We start from the raw sequence: 15,559 nt of genomic DNA on the forward strand, positions 1-15,559 counted from the left end.
CAAAGGACTCTCATGACCGAGCACTACGTCGTCACCATCGACCAGGGCACCACGTCCACCCGGTGCATCGTCTTCGACAGCCGCGGCCGCCTCGTCTCCCTGGCCCAGCACGAGCACAAGCAGTACTTTCCCAAGCCCGGCTGGGTCGAGCACGACGCCGCCGAGATCTGGCGCAACGTCGAACGGCTCGCCCCCGAGGCGCTGCGCCGGGCCGGCATCACCGCGTCCCAGGTCGCCGCGCTCGGCATCGCCAACCAGCGCGAGACCACCCTGCTGTGGGACCGCGACACCGGCAACCCGGTCGGCCACGCGATCGTCTGGCAGGACACCCGGACCGACTCGCTCGTGCGTTCGTTGTCCGAGGCGGAGGGCGCCGACCAGGTCGTCCAGGACTCGGCGCTGCCGATGGCCACGTACTTCTCCGGCCCGCGCGTCCGCTGGATGCTCGACCACCACCCCGAGCTGCGCGCCCGGGCCGAACGCGGCGAGATCCTCTTCGGCACCATGGAGACCTGGCTGATCTGGAAACTCACCGGCGGCCTGCACGTCACCGACGTCACCAACGCCAGCCGCACCATGCTGCTCGACATCCACACGCTCGACTGGTCGCCGGCCGCGCTGGCCTTCTTCGGGATTCCCCGGGCCATGCTGCCCGAGGTCAGACCCTCGGTGGGCGTCTTCGGGACGGCCGTGGCGGCCTTCCCAGGCGTACGCATCGGGGCCGCGCTCGGCGATCAGCAGGCCGCGCTGTTCGGGCAGACCTGCTTCGCGCCCGGCGAGGCCAAATGCACGTACGGAACCGGCAGTTTCCTGCTCCTGAACACCGGCGCCGAACTGGTGCGATCCACCCACGGCCTGCTCACCACCGTCGCCTACCAGATGGCCGGCGGCCCGGCGGCGTACGCCCTGGAAGGCTCGATCGCGATCACCGGCTCCCTCGTGCAGTGGTTCCGCGACCAGCTCGAACTGATCGCCAGCGCTCCGGAGATCGAAACCCTGGCCCGAACGGTGGCCGACAACGGCGGCTGCTACATCGTGCCCGCCTTCTCCGGCCTGTACGCACCGTACTGGCGCAGCGAAGCACGCGGTGTGATCGTCGGCCTCACCTCCTACATCACCAAGGGCCACCTGGCGCGGGCCGTGCTGGAGGCCACGGCCTGGCAGACCCGTGAGGTGGTCGACGCCATGAACGCCGACTCCGGCCTGGACCTGACCACGCTGCGGGTGGACGGCGGCATGACCGCCGACAACCTGCTGATGCAGTTCATCGCCGATGTGCTCGACGTGCCGGTGGTCCGCCCGCTGGCCATCGAGACGGTGTCGCTGGGCGCGGCGTACGCGGCCGGCCTGGCGGTGGGTTACTGGCCCGACCTGGAGGGCCTGCGCCAGAACTGGCACCGGGCAGCCCAGTGGCTACCCACGATGGACCCGGCGGTCCGGGCGGCCGAGTACGGCAACTGGCGCCGTGCGGTGGAACGCACCTTCGACTGGACCCGCCCCGCCTGACTACAACCCCCGTGGCGTTGCGCGGCGGAATGGTCTCTGATCGACTGGGCCGTATGAGCGGCGAGGCGCGGCCCAGCGGAATGACGTTGCAACTTCCCGTGGGTGACATCGAGGCCGGCCGGCGGTTCTACGCGACGCTGTTCGCCAGGGAGCCGGACTTCGCCCCGCACGACGACTTCCTCGAATGGCGAGTGGAGTCCGAACTCGGCGTCGCCGCCTCCCCGGTGACCACCCTTCCGGGAGTCGTCAGCTTCATCAACTTCGAGGATCCGTGGGGCAACCGGCTGGGCTACTACGAGGACATCGTGCCGAGCGAGGAGCAACAGGGCCCGGGCGGCAGCACACACGACGAGAGCTTGTTCGACGTCGAGAACCCCTGATCGTCACGGCTTCGGAGCCGGAGGCATTCCGTGGCACCGGGCCGTTCCGGGCCACCTTCCGCATCGGGATCGTCGACCTGATCGACAAGGGCGACCACCACCGGGCGCCCGTCAACCGGGCGTACTGGGCTGGCTCGTGCGCAGCACGGATGTCAGGACACCGTGGTCGGCGAGCAGGAGCCCGAGCTGGTCCACGGCGACATCGGTGAGCGCGAGAATGACGTCGGGCGCCTTCCGGCTGGCGGCGGCCCAGTCCCGGAACGACTGTCCGGCTCCCGGTGGCAGCTCGACGTGCGCCTTCCGACCGAGGATCAGGCCGCCGGTCTCGGCGTAGGTGTCCGGCCGGAAGCGGACGTGCCCTCCGATGCTCTGCGCCGCCACCAGGTCGTCGACGAAGGTGAGGGTCTCCGGCAGCAGACCGCCCGGGTGCCGCCGGGCCAGGGCGACCGTGCGGTGGACGTGCCGCCAGTCGCCGGCCTGCTCCAGCAGGGCGATCAGACGGCTCGGAGTGATCGGATCGGCGGCGTGGGCCAGCAGCGTGCGGAGCTGCCGGGCGGCCTTCTTCCAAGCCGTGCGCTCGTTCCAGGCGGCGAACACGAAGATCGATTGGAAGAGGAACGCGAGGCCCACGGCCAGGAAGGTGAGGACGGTCCGAGTGTCCACCGGGTCGGTCGGCTCGACGTGCGGCTCCGGCACCGACGGCTCCAGCAGACCCATGGCGATCAGAATCAGCTGGCCGATTTTGACCAGTCCGCTCAGGATCCAGATCGCCGCGGTGCCCCCCAGGACGGCCAGCACCACCGCCACCGTGGCGGTAAACATCTCCTGGAGCCGGGCGTCGAAAAGGCAGACCGCGATCGCGGAAGAACCACAGCACGGGCACGAACGGCCAGCGCCGCCGTGGCGGCGGGCGGCCGATCAGGATCAGATCCATCGCACAGTCGGACCAGACCGCTGCATATACGCAGGCCGCGCCGGCGGCGACGGAGAGCCCGACCGGCCCGGGTCCGCGGACGGCCCACACGACGAGCACGACGGCGGAGCCGAGCCGCAGCAGGCGGCCCATGACCCGGTTCTGAAGGCTGCCGGCCCGCTGCAACGGCATCGTCCACAGCACGGGGGACAGGTGGAAGACGGCCGGCAGCGCCGAGTGGCCGAGCCCGTTACGGCGCTGCCAAAGCGCGAGATGCGCGACGACGAGGATGCCGCCGGCCGCGGTCGGTGGCATGCCCCGGAACGTGACCAGTGCCGTCAGGGCGGTGCCCAGCAGCAGGAGGTCGATGGCGGTGACGGCGCGCAGCAGCCGGTCGGCCGCCCGCAGCTCCTGGCCGGCGGTGTCGGCGGCGGGATCGAGGCGGCGCAGGAAGTCCCTGGTACGCGACCGGGCTCGGAACGGGCCCGCGGTGGCCCAGACCCGGAAGAACTCGCCACGCAGCGAACGGCGTACGAGATCGGGCGGGTCGGTGAGGCCGAACGCCTGCCGGGTCGCCTCGCGGCGTAGCAGCGGGCTGGGTGACTCCAGCGCGTTGACCAGGATGCCGAGCCGGACCGCCTCGGGCGCGACCGCGAGCATTTCGAGGACGCGCAGGTGATCGTGCCGCAGTCCGGTGCGCCAGCCGCGCAGCAACGCCTCACCGGCGGTGAGCTGCACTGCGGGCGGGATCTCGCGGCCCGTCCCGCCGAGCGCGGTGGCCAGGATGGCGAGCAGCCGTGGGACGTCGGCGGGCCACGGCGGACGGTCGTCGCCGGTGTCCGGTCGCCGGCTGACCAGCCGGGTCTCGATCTCGGCGAGTAGCGCCTTCCCGGCTGCGGAGCCGCTCTGCAGCACGGAGACGGCGATCTCGGCCCACCGTCTGTCGGCCACCAGCTCGGCCGGGCCGATCAAGGTCGGGTCGGCGAGTGCCGCGTGGGCGGCCAGGTGCTCCTGGAAACGCCGGTGCCGGAAGGCGAGGATCGGCCCGGCGGCGGTGTCACGGCTCTCGGTAAGGCCGCAGTCCAGGAGCGTACGCAGGACGTCGTCGTCACCGGGCTGCGCCTCCTCGTCCCGGCGGATCATCCGGAACGCCGTCCCGGCGGCGCGGGCGAGCAGGTCGTCGTCGCGCAGCAGGGCGCGGAAGTACTCGTCGAAGGCGGCGTGCACGGTCGCCGGGAACCGCCCGGTGGTCGCAACACAGCGGCAGGCGAGGTCGAGCAGGAAGGGGTTCTCGGCGAAGGGGCTCAGCGCCGGCGGCAACCGGTCCAGGTCGGCGAGGACTCGCGCGCGGTCGGTGTCGGAGAGGCCGGCGTTCCGCCGGACGAGGTCGCGCCGCCGGCGGGCGGACAGGGCGGTCATCCGGGCCCGCCGCAGCCTCAGCGCCGTCAGCGCGGGCAGCGGCCGGGAGGCGACCACCGCCGGGCAGCCGGTCTGCGCGGCGAAGTCGAGGATCGCCTTGGCGTATCCGTGGACCGCACTCTCCCCGGCTGCCAGCACCGCTGGGATCTCGTCGAACGCGTCGAAGAGCAGCAGCAGGCGGCCGTCGCGTAGCAGCTCGCCGAACTGCTCGCGCTGCCCGTCGCCGATCGCTGTGCCGCCGGCCGTGGTGACCGTTCTCTCGATGTGCTGGTAGAGGCTCGCGAAATCCGGAGTCGTGGCGGGCCGGAAGCTGCCGAGCGGCACGTAGACGGCGAGGCGGCCGCCACGCCGGCCGCCTCGATCGGTGTGGTGACGCAGCGCCGTCGTCTTGCCGGCCAGCGCGTCGCCCTCGAGAACGAGCACGCCGTGGCGATGCCGCCGCAGCGTGCGCGACAACCGGCGAGGCCGGCGCCCCTCATCGACCGTCACGAGCGGCGGCACGAAACTGCGCTGCCAGCCCTGGACCGGAACGTCCGGCCCGGCAACGACGGGCAGGCCTCGGGCGAACTCGCGCTGCCGCCGTAGCCGTGCTCTCGCCTCCGGATCTTCCCGGCGCGCCCACCAGTAGCCGAGCACCGTGAGAAGGCCGAGCGCGACGGTGCTCGCGAAGACCCATCGCATCGGCGCGGACGCGATCGGCTTCAGGACCGGTCCGGGGTCGTTGGTGGCGATGTTCATCGCCAGCCCCTGCACGGTCGCGACCACGATCACGAGGCACGGCAGCACCGCGATCGCGATCAAGCTCCGCCACCGCACTTCGCCCTCACCTCGTCGTGCCCACCGCCGCCGTCAGGGTGGCAAGTGGACCAGACGGGCACCGGGCGGTGCGGACAACTGTCGGGAAGGCGATAACCGTTTCCCCCTTCCGGGAGCGGCCCGGCCGGGCCCGGGAACTGACAGATCACGGAAGGTGCGCTCGGCGGCGCGGCCCTCCACGGTTAGCTTCGAGCTCAGGCGAGAGTACGAGGATCGGGGCTCGTCAATGTCAAAAAGTTTCCGGGTCATCGTCGAGGCGGCCGCGTCCGTGCTGGTCGCCGCCGGTATGGAATTTTCGATCAACAAGGTGGCCGATCAGGCGTCGTGGAAGTGGATCGCCGTGCTCGGTGCGTTCATCGTCAGTGCGGTGGCGGCCCTGGCGGTGGAGAGGTCGAAGGCCAGGCAGCTCGACCATCCGGAAACCCGGGTGCTGCCCCGGAGCCCGCGCCTGACCGCCCACCAGTTCGTCCTCTGCTTCGCGATCGTGGTCCTGCTCGCGGGATTCGTGGTGGTGTGGACCGTGCCACGCGGCCGCGCCGAGGCAGCCGATTCGGCGAACGCCTGCCGCTCCGTCGACCAGCCACCGTACGAGGAGCTGCCGTTTCTCTGCGACATCCCGTGGCGGCAGCCGAGCGACGAACTACGCGTCCGCAAATCCCCGTCGGAGGCGGCGGAAGGCGTCGACGATCTGCGGGCATCCCAGGCACCGCAATACTTCGCGTGCTATCTGCCGGGCGAGACGATCGCCTGGGACGGCAAGACCGACCACTACTGGTTGCTCACGCAAGGCGATGAGCACGGTGCCTATGGATACGTCCCGGTGGTCTATCTCGCCCGCGCCTACCGGGGTGCCGGGAAGGAACCGCTGAGCCAGTGCGACGTGAGGCAACGGGATCTGGCCAAGGAGTGAGGTGCTTTACTGCCGGGTATGCGACGGCGGACGGCTCTGACCGTGAGCGTGCTGGTGCTGCTCGCCGGGGCGGCCGGGGGCCGGCTTGCGCTGGTGGCACAACCGGCCGCCGTACTGATGAAGAGGGCTCAGGCGAGGTCGCAGAGGCGGGCGCCGGAGCACATCGCGGCCAGGTGGGTGCGCAGCGCGGCGGCGCGGGCCTCCGCCTCGGCCACCAGGGTGTCGGCGACCCGGCCCCAGTCGGCCGGCTGCGGGTCGGGCGGCAGGGCCGCGAAGATGTCGGCGATCTCGCGGATCGTCAGGCCGACCCGCTGCGCGACCTTGGCGACCCGGATCCGGCACGCTGCGCTGTCGTCGAACCGGCGCTGGTCACCCTGGGTGCGCACGGCGGTGATGACGCCGTGTTGCTCGTAGAAGCGCACGGCCGAGGCGGCCACGCCGCTCTCGGCGGCCACCTCACCGACCGATTTCGTGTACGCGGTGACGGTCATGTCCCCATCCTGCGCCGCGCCCGGCTTGACATCAACAATGGTTGAACGTCGAGGCTGCGTTCATGAGCGAACCTGTCTACGCGGTGATCGCCGCCAGCCTGCGCGGCGAGCGCATGGGCCGAACGGTGGCCGACTGGGCCGCGGCCCGCATCCCGGCGGCCCTGGGCGCCCCGCCGCCCGACCTGATCGATCTGGCCGAGACCACCCTGCCCGACGACGAACACCTCCAGCCCGGCGGCGGCCGCCCGACGGCCCTGACCGACCGCCTGACCAGGGCGGACGCCTATGTGTTCATCACTCCCGAGTACAACCACAGTTACCCGGCCGGCCTGAAACGAGCGATCGACTGGCACTACCGCGAGTGGATGTTCAAACCCGCAACCATCATTTCGTACGGCGTACAGGGCGGCCTGCTGGCCACCGAGCACCTGCGTGGCGTCCTGGCCGAACTGCACGTGGTGACCACCCGCCGGGTCCTGGGCCTGACCACACCCTGGTACGACCTGGGCCCGGCCGGCTACACCCCACCGGAGAGCGTGACGAAGGGCCTGGACCTGGCCCTGGACGAACTGGCCTGGTGGACGGAGACCCTGCATACCGCCCGCCGCGAGCGCCCGTACGCCGGGCGATGAGTCGGTCATCGGCGCATCAGGGCTTGCGGGCCACCGCGCCGTAGACCGAGACCTGCGCATCCGACGGCGCCGGGTGGCCGGTGGGCTCGCCGAGATCGGGCCGCCAGGCGGGCAGGATCTGCAGCCCGGGCTCCACCGGCTCGAGGCCGGTGAAGAAGCGTTCGATCTCCTGCTTGGGGCGGACCTTCATGGTGACACCCTGCCGGCGGTAGACCTCGGCCACCTGCTCCCACGCTTCCGGGCGGAAGTCGCCGGTCAGGTGGGACAACGCCAGGTAGCTGCCGGTGGGCAACGCGGCCAGGAGCCGCTCGACGAGGTTCCACGGGTCGTGCTCGTCACCGACGAAGTGCAGGATCGCGATCAGGAGCAATCCGACCGGGCGGTTCAGATCGAGCGTGTTGCGCAGGGCGGTCGAGCCCAGGATGGTGTCGACGTCGCGCAGGTCCGCGTCGATGTAGTCGGTCCGGCCGTCGGGGTGACTGGTCAGCAGTGCGCGGGCGTGGGCCAGCACGATGGGGTCGTTGTCCACGTAGACGATCCGGGAACGGGGATTGCTCGCCTGGGCGACGTGGTGGACGTTCGGTGCGCTCGGGATCCCGGTCCCGATGTCCAGGAACTGGTCGATACCCTGCTCGGCCAGGTACCGGACCGCCCGGCGCAGGAAGAGCCGGTTCTCCCGGGGCGGGATCCGGCTGTCCGGATTGGCTTGCAGGCCCTTGTGGGCAGCCTCGCGATCGGCCGCGAAGTTGTCCTTGCCGCCGAGGAGGTAGTCGTACACCCGGGCCGGGTGCGGGCGGTCGGTGCGCAGGTCTACCCGGCTTCCGAGGTCCGGCTCCGATTGCTCGCCCATCGGTGGCATCTCCTTTGCGAGAGTCGCTCGGAATAGAGCCGACTCCCGCAAGATCTTAGGGACCGACCACAGTCGAGTCGAGAAGCGGCAGCGACGGGAAACCGCGGCTTCGCCTCACCGGGCCGGGGACGCCCCGTACCGTGCGATGGCTTTGCCGATTTTGGCGCCGGGGTCCCCGGTGACCTTGAAGTTGACGGAGCCGCGTTGGAAGGCGATCGCCTGGTCGACGAAGATCCGCAGGGACGCGATGCAGGTGGCGGTGGTCGCCGGGGTCAACCGGCAGTCGGCGAAGGAGGTCGTGACGGCCCGATAGTTCGGGTCGGCATCGTCGCCGCCGAGGTCGAAGGCGAGAACGACGGCGAGGACCGGATCGGTGCCGGTCGTGCTCAGCTGCGGGTCGGACACGTTCGGCTCGACCCGTACGAGTGCGGCGGGCAGGGTCGGCATGCCGGTGATCAGCGGTTCGACGTGCTCGGTGGCGGGCGGGGCGATGCAGTCCGGCGGGGACCCCGGATACGCGAAGGGGCGGATCGACGGCAGATATCGGCATCCGTACGGCAGCTGGTAGTCGCCGCCCGCGCCGAAGACCTGCTCGAACGCGGGTGTGCGCTGTCCGGGCAGCGTGATTTGCTGCTGGAAGTCCTGGTCCAGGCCGCTGTGGGCGACGCAGGTCCCGTTCGGTGGGCCGAGGATGTACTGGCGGCCACCGAAGCCGTCCGGGCTGGTGAAGGCGATCGCGGTCGCCGGCACCGCGAAGCGTGTCCGGTAATGGTGAGCGGCGGCGGGAGCGGGCGTGCTGCTGCCGTCGTCGACCGCTACGAACCGGCACGCTGCGGTCCGCGCCGTGCCGGCCTCGGCGGCGGATGCCGGTAGGACGACGCCGGCGGTCAGCACCAGGCACGCGGCGAAGATGGTGAACGGGCGGGAGATCGTGGATGGCACTGTCACCAGGGTCCTCGCAGCGAATATGACTAGACCGGACAATTGGGCCATTGTCGCCGACGCGGACGGAGTTGAACAAACCGGTCAGCCCAGTGACGCGGTGGCCGCTCTGAGATCGTCGAGGGCGGCCCGGGTGAGTCGCGCGAGTTCCTCGCCGGTGTCGTGGTTGCTCTCCGACCAGGTGGCGAAGCCTCGCTTGAAGGCCAGGACGCCCAGCTCGCCGGCGAGTGCCGCGGTCGGGCCGGGCACGCCCCGGGCGGTCAGGGCCTCCGTCATCGCGGCGGCGAGGCTGACGCTCTTGAGGGCGTCGCGCTCCTGCAGCTCGGCGCTGGCGGCGACCGCGGCCTTCAGCCGGGGGGCCAGCTCGCGATTGAGCGGGCCCATCGCGCTGCACGCGCGCTCCAGGCCGGCGGCGATCGCCTCGAGCGGGCAGGCCCCGGCCGGCGCCTCGGCGATGCCCTCGGTCAGCAGGCGGCTCAGCGTCTCCTGACCGGCCACCAGCAGCTCGCGCTTGTCGGGGAAGTGCCGGAAGAAGGTGCTTTTCGTGACCCCGGCGCGCTCGGCGATCTGCGCGACCGTGGTGGCGTCGTAGCCCTGCTCGGTGAACAGATCGACGGCCGCCAGGACGAGGCGTTCGCGCGCGCCCGGTTCCCATCGACCCATGGCTCCCATCATAGGTGATGGGACAAGAGTCCCATCGGGGTGTAGCGTTTGACGGGACAAGAGTCCCATCACTCGCGGGAGAGCTTCATGCGCGTCTTCATCACCGGCGGTACCGGCCTGATCGGCTCCGCCGTCGTCGCCGAGCTTCTCGGCCACGGTCACACCGTTCTCGCTCTCGCGCGCTCCGACGCGTCCGCGAAAGCCGTCGAGGAGGCCGGCGCCGAGGCGCTGCGCGGGAGCCTCGCCGACCTGGACGTCATCCGGGCCGGCGCCAAGCGGGCCGACGGCGTCATCCACCTGGCCTTCTCCAACGACTTCAGCAGCGCTGAGGCCGTCGCGCGGTCGGTGGCCGAGGAGACTGCCGCCCTCACCGCGCTGGGGGAGGAGCTGCAGGGCAGCGACCGGCCCCTGGTCACGGTCTCCGGCACGCCCTGGGTGCCGGGCCGGCTGTCCACCGAGACCGACCCGCTGCCGACCGACGGGATCGTCGGCGGCCGGGGCCGCACGGTCACCGCGATTCTCGGACTTACCGGAGTGCGGAGCTCGGCAATCCGGCTGCCGCGCACGGTCCACAACAACGGCGACGGCGGTTTCGCGGGATTGTTGACCCAGATCGCCCGCCAGGCCGGTGTCTCCGGTTACCCGGGCGACGGCACCCAGCGCTGGCCGGCCGTGCACGCGCTGGACGCGGCGGTCCTCTTCCGGCTCGCCCTGGAGCAGGCGCCGGCCGGGACGGCCTGGCACGCCGTGGACGACGAGGGGGACCGGGTGCGGGACATCGCCGCGGTGATCGGCCGGCGGCTCGGCCTGCCGGTCCAGGAGCTGCCGGAGGAGAACTTCGGGCCGCTCGGCGCGATCTTCGCCACCGACCAGCCGTCGTCCAGCGCTTACACCCGGGAGACGCTCGGCTGGAAGCCGGTACACCCGAACCTGCTGGCGGACCTGGAGAACATCCAGCCCTGAAAGAAGGTGGGGGGCCTTGAAAGGCCCCCCACCCGAATAAACCTAGCCCTTGACGCTGCCGGCCAGCAGGCCGCGGACGAAGTAGCGCTGCAGCAGCAGGAACACCGTCACCGGGACGATGATCGAGACGAAGGCGCCCGCCGAGAGGAGTTGCCAGGCAGTGCCTCGCGTACCACTCAGGTTGGCCAGCTGCAGGGTGATCGGTGCTACCTCGTTGCCGCCGCCGGCGAAGACCAGCGCGACCAGCAGGTCGTTCCAGACCCACAGGAACTGGAAGATGCCGAATGCCGCCAGCGCGGGGGTGAGCAGCGGCAGCATCACTCGGAAGAAGATCGACACATGGCCGGCGCCGTCGATCCGGGCGGCCTCGATCAGGCCGGCCGGGATCTCCTGCATGAAGTTGTGCAGCAGGTAGATGGCGAGCGGCAGGGCGAACGTCGAGTGGGCCAGCCACAGCGTCCAGAACGAGCCGGTGAGATGCAGCTTCACGAAGATCTCGAGAACCGGGATCAGGGTGACCTGCAGCGGCACGATCTGGAGCGCGAAGATGGCCAGGAACAGGAAGTTCTTGCCCTTGAAGTTGATCCAGGCGAAGGCGTACGCGGAGATCGACGCCAGCGCGAGGGGGATCAGCACCGCGGGGATGCAGATCACCAGTGAGTTGATGAAGTAGTCGCCGAGGTTGACGCCACCGTCCTGGCCGAACACCGCCTTGTAGTTGTCCATCGTGACCTGGGGGTCACTGAAGAACGTCCACCAGCCGGTGCGCTTGATTGCCCGCTCCGGCCGGAACGACGAGACCAGCAGGCCGAACGTGGGCAGCGTCCACAGCACCGCGATGACGATCGCGGCCAGCGACGCCCACGGCGAGCTGAGCTTCTTCTTCGCGATCGACGAGGCCGTCTCCGGCTTGGGGGTGAGAGCCGGCCCGGTCGTCAGGGGAGTAATGGTGCTCATCATGCCTCCGACGATTGACGGACCTGGCGGATGTTGTACGCCACGATCGGGATCACCAGGATGAACAGCAGCACCGCGAGCGCGGCACCGAGGCCCTGGTTGTCGGCCCGGAACGTCTGGCTGTAGAACTCGTTCGCCACGACGTTGGTCTTGAACTGGCCGCCGGTCATGGTGCGGACGATGTCGAAGACCTTCAGCGTGCCGATACCGATGGTGGTGAGCACGACCACGACGGTCGGCCGCACGCTGGGCAGCGTGATGTTCTTGAACATGCTCCAGGCGTTGACGCCATCGAGCCGCGCGGCCTCGATGATGTCGTCCGGGATCGCCTTGATGGCCGCCGAGAGGATGGTCATGGCGAAGCCGGCCTGGATCCAGATCATCACGATGATCAGCAGGAACGTGTTGAGCGGCGACTCGATCAGCAACTGGACCGGCTTGCCGCCGAGCCAGACGATGATCTGGTTGATCAGGCCGATCTGCTTCACGTTGCCCTGGTCGGGGCGGTACTCGTACATGAACTTCCAGATGACCGAGGCCGCCACGAAGGAGATCGACATCGGCAGGAAGATCAGTGCCTTGGCGGCCGACTCGAACGGCGACCGGTCCACCAGAATGGCGTACAGGAGGCCGACCGCGGTTGCCACGAACGGGGTGAGCACCACCCAGAACACCGTGTTGCGAAGGACGGTCAGCTCGTCCTTGTCGGTGAAGATGGTCTTGTAGTTGTCGAATCCGATGAAGCCTTTGCCGGCCGCGTCGAAGAACGATTCGTAGATGGTGCGCAGGCCCGGATAGACCAGACCGACAAGCAGCAGCAGTACGGCCGGGGCGAGGTAGAGGTACCCCACCCACTTGTCACCGCTCTTGCCGCGGCCGAGTCGCCCGGCGATGAAAAGAATGACGCCCATGATTGCGGCGAACAGCAGGAGTGCCGCGAGCATCTGTAACAGCTTGCCTGGGGTGGTGGAGGCGGCATTGAACACGCGACCCGAACCTCCTTCGTGCTTTTTCAGAGGAGAGAGGGTAGGGCCGGCCGGGAGATTTTCCTCCCGACCGGCCCCGGTGGAGCTATTCAGATCACTTGCTTTACTTCGGCCACGCCTTTTCGATGTTGTCCACCGTGGTCTTGGTGTCCTGGCCGGTGACCCAGTTGGTCGCCTGCTTCCAGAACGCGTCGGAGCCGACGGCGGCGGGCATCTGGTCCGAACCGTCGAACCGGAACTGGGTCGCCGGGTCGAGCAGGATCTTGGCCGCGAGCTGGTCGATCGGGCTGGTCAGGTTGTTCGGGTCGAGACCCTTGTTGGCCGAGACCCAGCCGCTGGACAGCTTGGCCTTGGTGTTGGCCCAGGTGTCCGACGACAGGTAGGTCTGGAACGCCTTGACCTCCGGGCGGTCCGCGAACGCCAGCACGAACTCGCCGCCGCCGAGAACCGGCTTGGCGGTCGCGTCCTTGCCGGGCAGGTAGAACGCGAAGACGTCGCCGTCCTCGGCCACCTTGGTGCCCTTGGGCCAGTTGGCCGCGTAGAAGCTGGCCTGGCGGTGCATCTCGCACTGGTCGTCGAGGATCGGCAGGCCGGCGTCCTGGAACGTCGTGGTCGCGATGCTCTTGACGTCGCCGAGACCGCCGTTGACGTACTTGTCGTTCTTCAGGTAGGCGCCGACGGCGTCGAGCGCGGCCGTGGGCTCGGGGCTGTTGAACGCGATCTGGTGGTTGACCCACTTGTCGTACTCGTCCACACCGGCGGTGCGGAGCATGAAGTCTTCCATCCAGTCGGTGATCGGCCAGCCCGTGGCGTCACCGGAGTTGATGCCCGCGCACCACGGCTTCTTGCCGTCGGCGACCATCTTGTCGCTGAGGGTCTTCAGCGCGTCGAGGGTGGTGGGGACCTCGTAGCCGGAGTCCTTGAACTCGCTCGGCGAGTACCACACCAGGGACTTCACGCTGGCGCCCAGCGGGGCACCGTAGAACTTGCCGTCGACCGTGGCGTACGCCTTCCAGTCCTTGCCCCAGAACTTGTCGACGTTGGCCGACACCTCATCGGGCGCCACGACCGCCTTGCCGGTGGCCACGAGCTGCTTGAGCAGGCCGGGCTGCGGCACGATGGCGAGGTCCGGCGGGTTGCCGGCCTTGGCGCGCACCAGGATCTGGGTCTCGAAGGACTTGTCACCCTCGTACTTCACCGTGGCACCGGTGCAGGTCTCGAAAGGCTTGTACGAGTTGATGTGCGGGGTGTCCTCAGGGGTGACGATTCCGGTGTAGATGGAGATCGTCTTGCCCTTGATGTCCCCGAACTTGGTGTATGGCGAACAGTCGATCGCCGACGCCGAGGCGTCGGTCGTCGTGTCGCTGTCGGAGTCATCGTCGCCACCGCAGGCAGCCACGCTGAAAACCAGCCCGGCGCTCAGCGTGCCGGCGAGCACGGCCCGAAAACGCGGGCTCGTAGGTTGACCGAACATACCGCTCCCTATGTCAAATCGCGCCTCCGACGTCCGAGGACGTCGCCGTCCGAAGCGCTACTTGGCTCACAGTCAAGAGGTAACCGGGACGTTGCGCAATGATTTCCGCTTGATCGACTCGGTAACGATACGGCAGCGGTGTCCCGGTCACCTTAACCGGTTAAGGGAGAACCGCTGGTCACGCCCCCAAAGCCCCTCTAGCGACCCTAGTCGCAAAGCGGCCGCCCCGCCCGGATATCTGGGATATCCGGTGGGACGGCCGGTGTGTCTTGCCTAAATCGGGCTTACCCGGCGATTGCCAGGTATTTGTAACCGAGCCGCGCCATGCGGTCGGCGTCCAGCACGTGCCGGCCGTCGAGCAGGATCGGCGTACGCATCAGACCGACGAACTTGCTCCAGTCGAGCTCGAGGTATTGCGCCCACTCGGTGACCAGCACCACCGCGTCGCAATCGTCGAACAGGTCGTCCAGCGATTCGCTCAGATAGGGCGCGAGGGCGGGCTGTTCCCGCCGGAAACGCTCGCCGGCGATCGGGTCGTGCAGCCGCACCCGGGCACCCCGGGCCAAGAGCAAGTTCGCGATGTCCAGCGAGGGGGAGTCACGCAGGTCGTCGGTGTTCGGCTTGAACGCGATGCCGAGCAGCCCGATCTTGCGGCCCTTGAGGATGCGCAGCTCGTCCTGCAGGCGCTCGACGGCGATCAGCCGCTGCCGTTCGTTGACCTCGCGGGCGGCCTGCACGATCGGCATCGAGTAGTTGTACTCGGCCGCGGTGGCGATCAGCGCCCGGGTGTCCTTGCCGAAGCAGGAACCGCCCCAGCCGACGCCGGCCTGCAGGAAGCGGGAACCGATCCGCTGGTCGAGGCCCATGCCCCGGGTGACCTCGGTGATGTCCGCACCGACCTTGGCGGCCAGCTGGCCGATCTCGTTCGCGTAGCTGATCTTCAGGGCCAGGAACGCGTTGGCCGCGTACTTGATCAGCTCGGCCGAGGCGAGGTCGGTGGAGACCAGCGGGACCGCTCCGATGTCGTCCGGGCGCGGCGAGAAGCTCGGCGCCGTGAACGTCTGGTTGATGATCGGCCGGTAGAGCTGGTTGAGCACCTCGAGGCTGCGCGGATTGTCGGAGCCGATCACGATCCGGTCGGGGAAGAGGGTGTCGTGGATCGCGTTGCCCTCACGCAGGAACTCGGGGTTCGAGGCCACCGAGAATTCGCAGCCGGCCGGCCGCTCCGCACGCTGGGCGAAGGACTCGCGCAGAATCGCGTCCACCCAGTTCCCGCTGCCGATCGGCACGGTCGACTTGTTCACCACCACGGTGAAGCTGTGGTCGAGGTTCTGCGCCACGCTCTCCGCGGCCGAGCGCAGATAGCGCAGGTCGGGGCTGCCGTCGGGGGCGGACGGAGTCTGCACCGCGACGAACACCACGTCGGCGCCCGGCACGGCGTCGGTGTAGCTGGTGGTAAAGGTCAGATTGGGCGCGGCCTCGGCGAGCAGGTCGTCCATGCCGGGCTCGTAGATCGGGCAGCGTCCGCCGTTGAGCATGTCGACTTTTTGCTGGTCCAGATCGACGCAGGTCACCTGGTGCCCGAGGAAGGCGAGACTCACTCCGGTGGTGAGGCCGACATACCCGGTACCGACGACGCAAACCTTCATGTAACGCT

Annotated in this window: 18 protein-coding genes; 9 read left to right on the top strand and 9 right to left on the bottom strand. The window is 69.2% G+C overall.

Features of this window, described 5'->3' with window-relative positions; translation table 11 throughout:
* The first annotated feature begins 12 nt into the window (after window positions 1-12).
* Window positions 13-1,506: a glycerol kinase GlpK gene (gene glpK, locus Ato02nite_RS35440; protein WP_213011051.1), complete on the top strand. Its 1,494-nt coding sequence runs from the start codon at window positions 13-15 to the stop codon at window positions 1,504-1,506.
* An 86-nt stretch (window positions 1,507-1,592) separates the two neighbouring features.
* Window positions 1,593-1,886: a VOC family protein gene (locus tag Ato02nite_RS35445; protein WP_213011052.1), complete on the top strand. Its 294-nt coding sequence runs from the start codon at window positions 1,593-1,595 to the stop codon at window positions 1,884-1,886.
* Between the two features lie 111 nt (window positions 1,887-1,997).
* Here the strand turns inward: Ato02nite_RS35445 and Ato02nite_RS35450 are convergent, their stop codons facing one another.
* Window positions 1,998-2,708, bottom strand: a complete 711-nt coding sequence (locus Ato02nite_RS35450; RefSeq protein WP_213011053.1) for a hypothetical protein — start codon at window positions 2,706-2,708, stop codon at window positions 1,998-2,000.
* On the opposite strand from Ato02nite_RS35450, the gene Ato02nite_RS35455 reads away from it, so the two are divergent.
* The 5 genes from Ato02nite_RS35455 (at window position 2,695) to Ato02nite_RS35475 (ending at window position 5,944) form a co-directional block, all read left to right on the top strand.
* Window positions 2,695-3,387, top strand: a complete 693-nt coding sequence (locus Ato02nite_RS35455; protein ID WP_213011054.1) for a chromosomal replication initiator protein DnaA — start codon at window positions 2,695-2,697, stop codon at window positions 3,385-3,387. The genes Ato02nite_RS35450 and Ato02nite_RS35455 overlap by 14 nt on opposite strands.
* Window positions 3,388-3,474: 87 nt before the next feature.
* Window positions 3,475-3,681, top strand: coding sequence for a hypothetical protein (locus Ato02nite_RS35460; RefSeq protein ID WP_213011055.1), 207 nt, complete (start codon window positions 3,475-3,477; stop codon window positions 3,679-3,681).
* 111 nt (window positions 3,682-3,792) lie between these two features.
* Window positions 3,793-4,410 carry a hypothetical protein gene (locus Ato02nite_RS35465; protein ID WP_213011056.1) on the top strand — a complete coding sequence of 206 codons (618 nt, stop codon included), beginning with the start codon at window positions 3,793-3,795 and terminating at the stop codon, window positions 4,408-4,410.
* 72 nt (window positions 4,411-4,482) lie between these two features.
* Window positions 4,483-4,803: a hypothetical protein gene (locus tag Ato02nite_RS35470; RefSeq protein ID WP_213011057.1), complete on the top strand. Its 321-nt coding sequence runs from the start codon at window positions 4,483-4,485 to the stop codon at window positions 4,801-4,803.
* A gap of 457 nt (window positions 4,804-5,260) precedes the next feature.
* Window positions 5,261-5,944 carry a hypothetical protein gene (locus tag Ato02nite_RS35475; RefSeq protein WP_213011058.1) on the top strand — a complete coding sequence of 228 codons (684 nt, stop codon included), beginning with the start codon at window positions 5,261-5,263 and terminating at the stop codon, window positions 5,942-5,944.
* A gap of 128 nt (window positions 5,945-6,072) precedes the next feature.
* Here the strand turns inward: Ato02nite_RS35475 and Ato02nite_RS35480 are convergent, their stop codons facing one another.
* Complete coding sequence (locus tag Ato02nite_RS35480) at window positions 6,073-6,435, bottom strand: MerR family transcriptional regulator (RefSeq protein WP_213011059.1); 363 nt, start codon at window positions 6,433-6,435, stop codon at window positions 6,073-6,075.
* A 62-nt stretch (window positions 6,436-6,497) separates the two neighbouring features.
* Here Ato02nite_RS35480 and Ato02nite_RS35485 point away from each other — a divergent pair, with 62 nt between their 5' ends.
* Complete coding sequence (locus Ato02nite_RS35485) at window positions 6,498-7,067, top strand: NADPH-dependent FMN reductase (RefSeq protein ID WP_213011060.1); 570 nt, start codon at window positions 6,498-6,500, stop codon at window positions 7,065-7,067.
* 16 nt (window positions 7,068-7,083) lie between these two features.
* On the opposite strand, the gene Ato02nite_RS35490 is transcribed toward Ato02nite_RS35485, so the two are convergent.
* From Ato02nite_RS35490 to Ato02nite_RS35500, 3 genes are all read right to left on the bottom strand, one after another.
* Complete coding sequence (locus tag Ato02nite_RS35490; protein WP_213011061.1) at window positions 7,084-7,917, bottom strand: SAM-dependent methyltransferase; 834 nt, start codon at window positions 7,915-7,917, stop codon at window positions 7,084-7,086.
* Between the two features lie 114 nt (window positions 7,918-8,031).
* Complete coding sequence (locus Ato02nite_RS35495) at window positions 8,032-8,865, bottom strand: hypothetical protein (protein ID WP_213011062.1); 834 nt, start codon at window positions 8,863-8,865, stop codon at window positions 8,032-8,034.
* 78 nt (window positions 8,866-8,943) lie between these two features.
* On the bottom strand, window positions 8,944-9,522 hold the full coding sequence (locus Ato02nite_RS35500) for a TetR/AcrR family transcriptional regulator (protein WP_213011063.1): 579 nt from the start codon (window positions 9,520-9,522) through the stop codon (window positions 8,944-8,946).
* An 87-nt stretch (window positions 9,523-9,609) separates the two neighbouring features.
* Between Ato02nite_RS35500 and Ato02nite_RS35505 the strand changes: the two genes are divergently transcribed.
* Complete coding sequence (locus tag Ato02nite_RS35505) at window positions 9,610-10,485, top strand: SDR family oxidoreductase (protein WP_213011064.1); 876 nt, start codon at window positions 9,610-9,612, stop codon at window positions 10,483-10,485.
* A 42-nt stretch (window positions 10,486-10,527) separates the two neighbouring features.
* Here the strand turns inward: Ato02nite_RS35505 and Ato02nite_RS35510 are convergent, their stop codons facing one another.
* The 4 genes from Ato02nite_RS35510 to Ato02nite_RS35525 form a co-directional block, all read right to left on the bottom strand.
* On the bottom strand, window positions 10,528-11,442 hold the full coding sequence (locus Ato02nite_RS35510) for a carbohydrate ABC transporter permease (RefSeq protein ID WP_213011127.1): 915 nt from the start codon (window positions 11,440-11,442) through the stop codon (window positions 10,528-10,530).
* A complete protein-coding gene (locus Ato02nite_RS35515; protein ID WP_213011065.1) occupies window positions 11,442-12,386 on the bottom strand; it encodes a carbohydrate ABC transporter permease in 945 nt (314 codons plus the stop codon). Before Ato02nite_RS35515 ends, Ato02nite_RS35510 begins: the two co-directional genes overlap by 1 nt.
* 145 nt (window positions 12,387-12,531) lie before the next feature.
* Window positions 12,532-13,902, bottom strand: coding sequence for an ABC transporter substrate-binding protein (locus Ato02nite_RS35520; protein WP_213011066.1), 1,371 nt, complete (start codon window positions 13,900-13,902; stop codon window positions 12,532-12,534).
* 284 nt (window positions 13,903-14,186) lie between these two features.
* Window positions 14,187-15,551 carry a UDP-glucose dehydrogenase family protein gene (locus Ato02nite_RS35525; RefSeq protein WP_213011067.1) on the bottom strand — a complete coding sequence of 455 codons (1,365 nt, stop codon included), beginning with the start codon at window positions 15,549-15,551 and terminating at the stop codon, window positions 14,187-14,189.
* Window positions 15,552-15,559 lie beyond the last annotated feature (8 nt).

It is taken from the genome of Paractinoplanes toevensis (assembly GCF_018332695.1).
In the GTDB taxonomy this organism is placed as follows: Bacteria; Actinomycetota; Actinomycetes; order Mycobacteriales; family Micromonosporaceae; genus Actinoplanes; species Actinoplanes toevensis.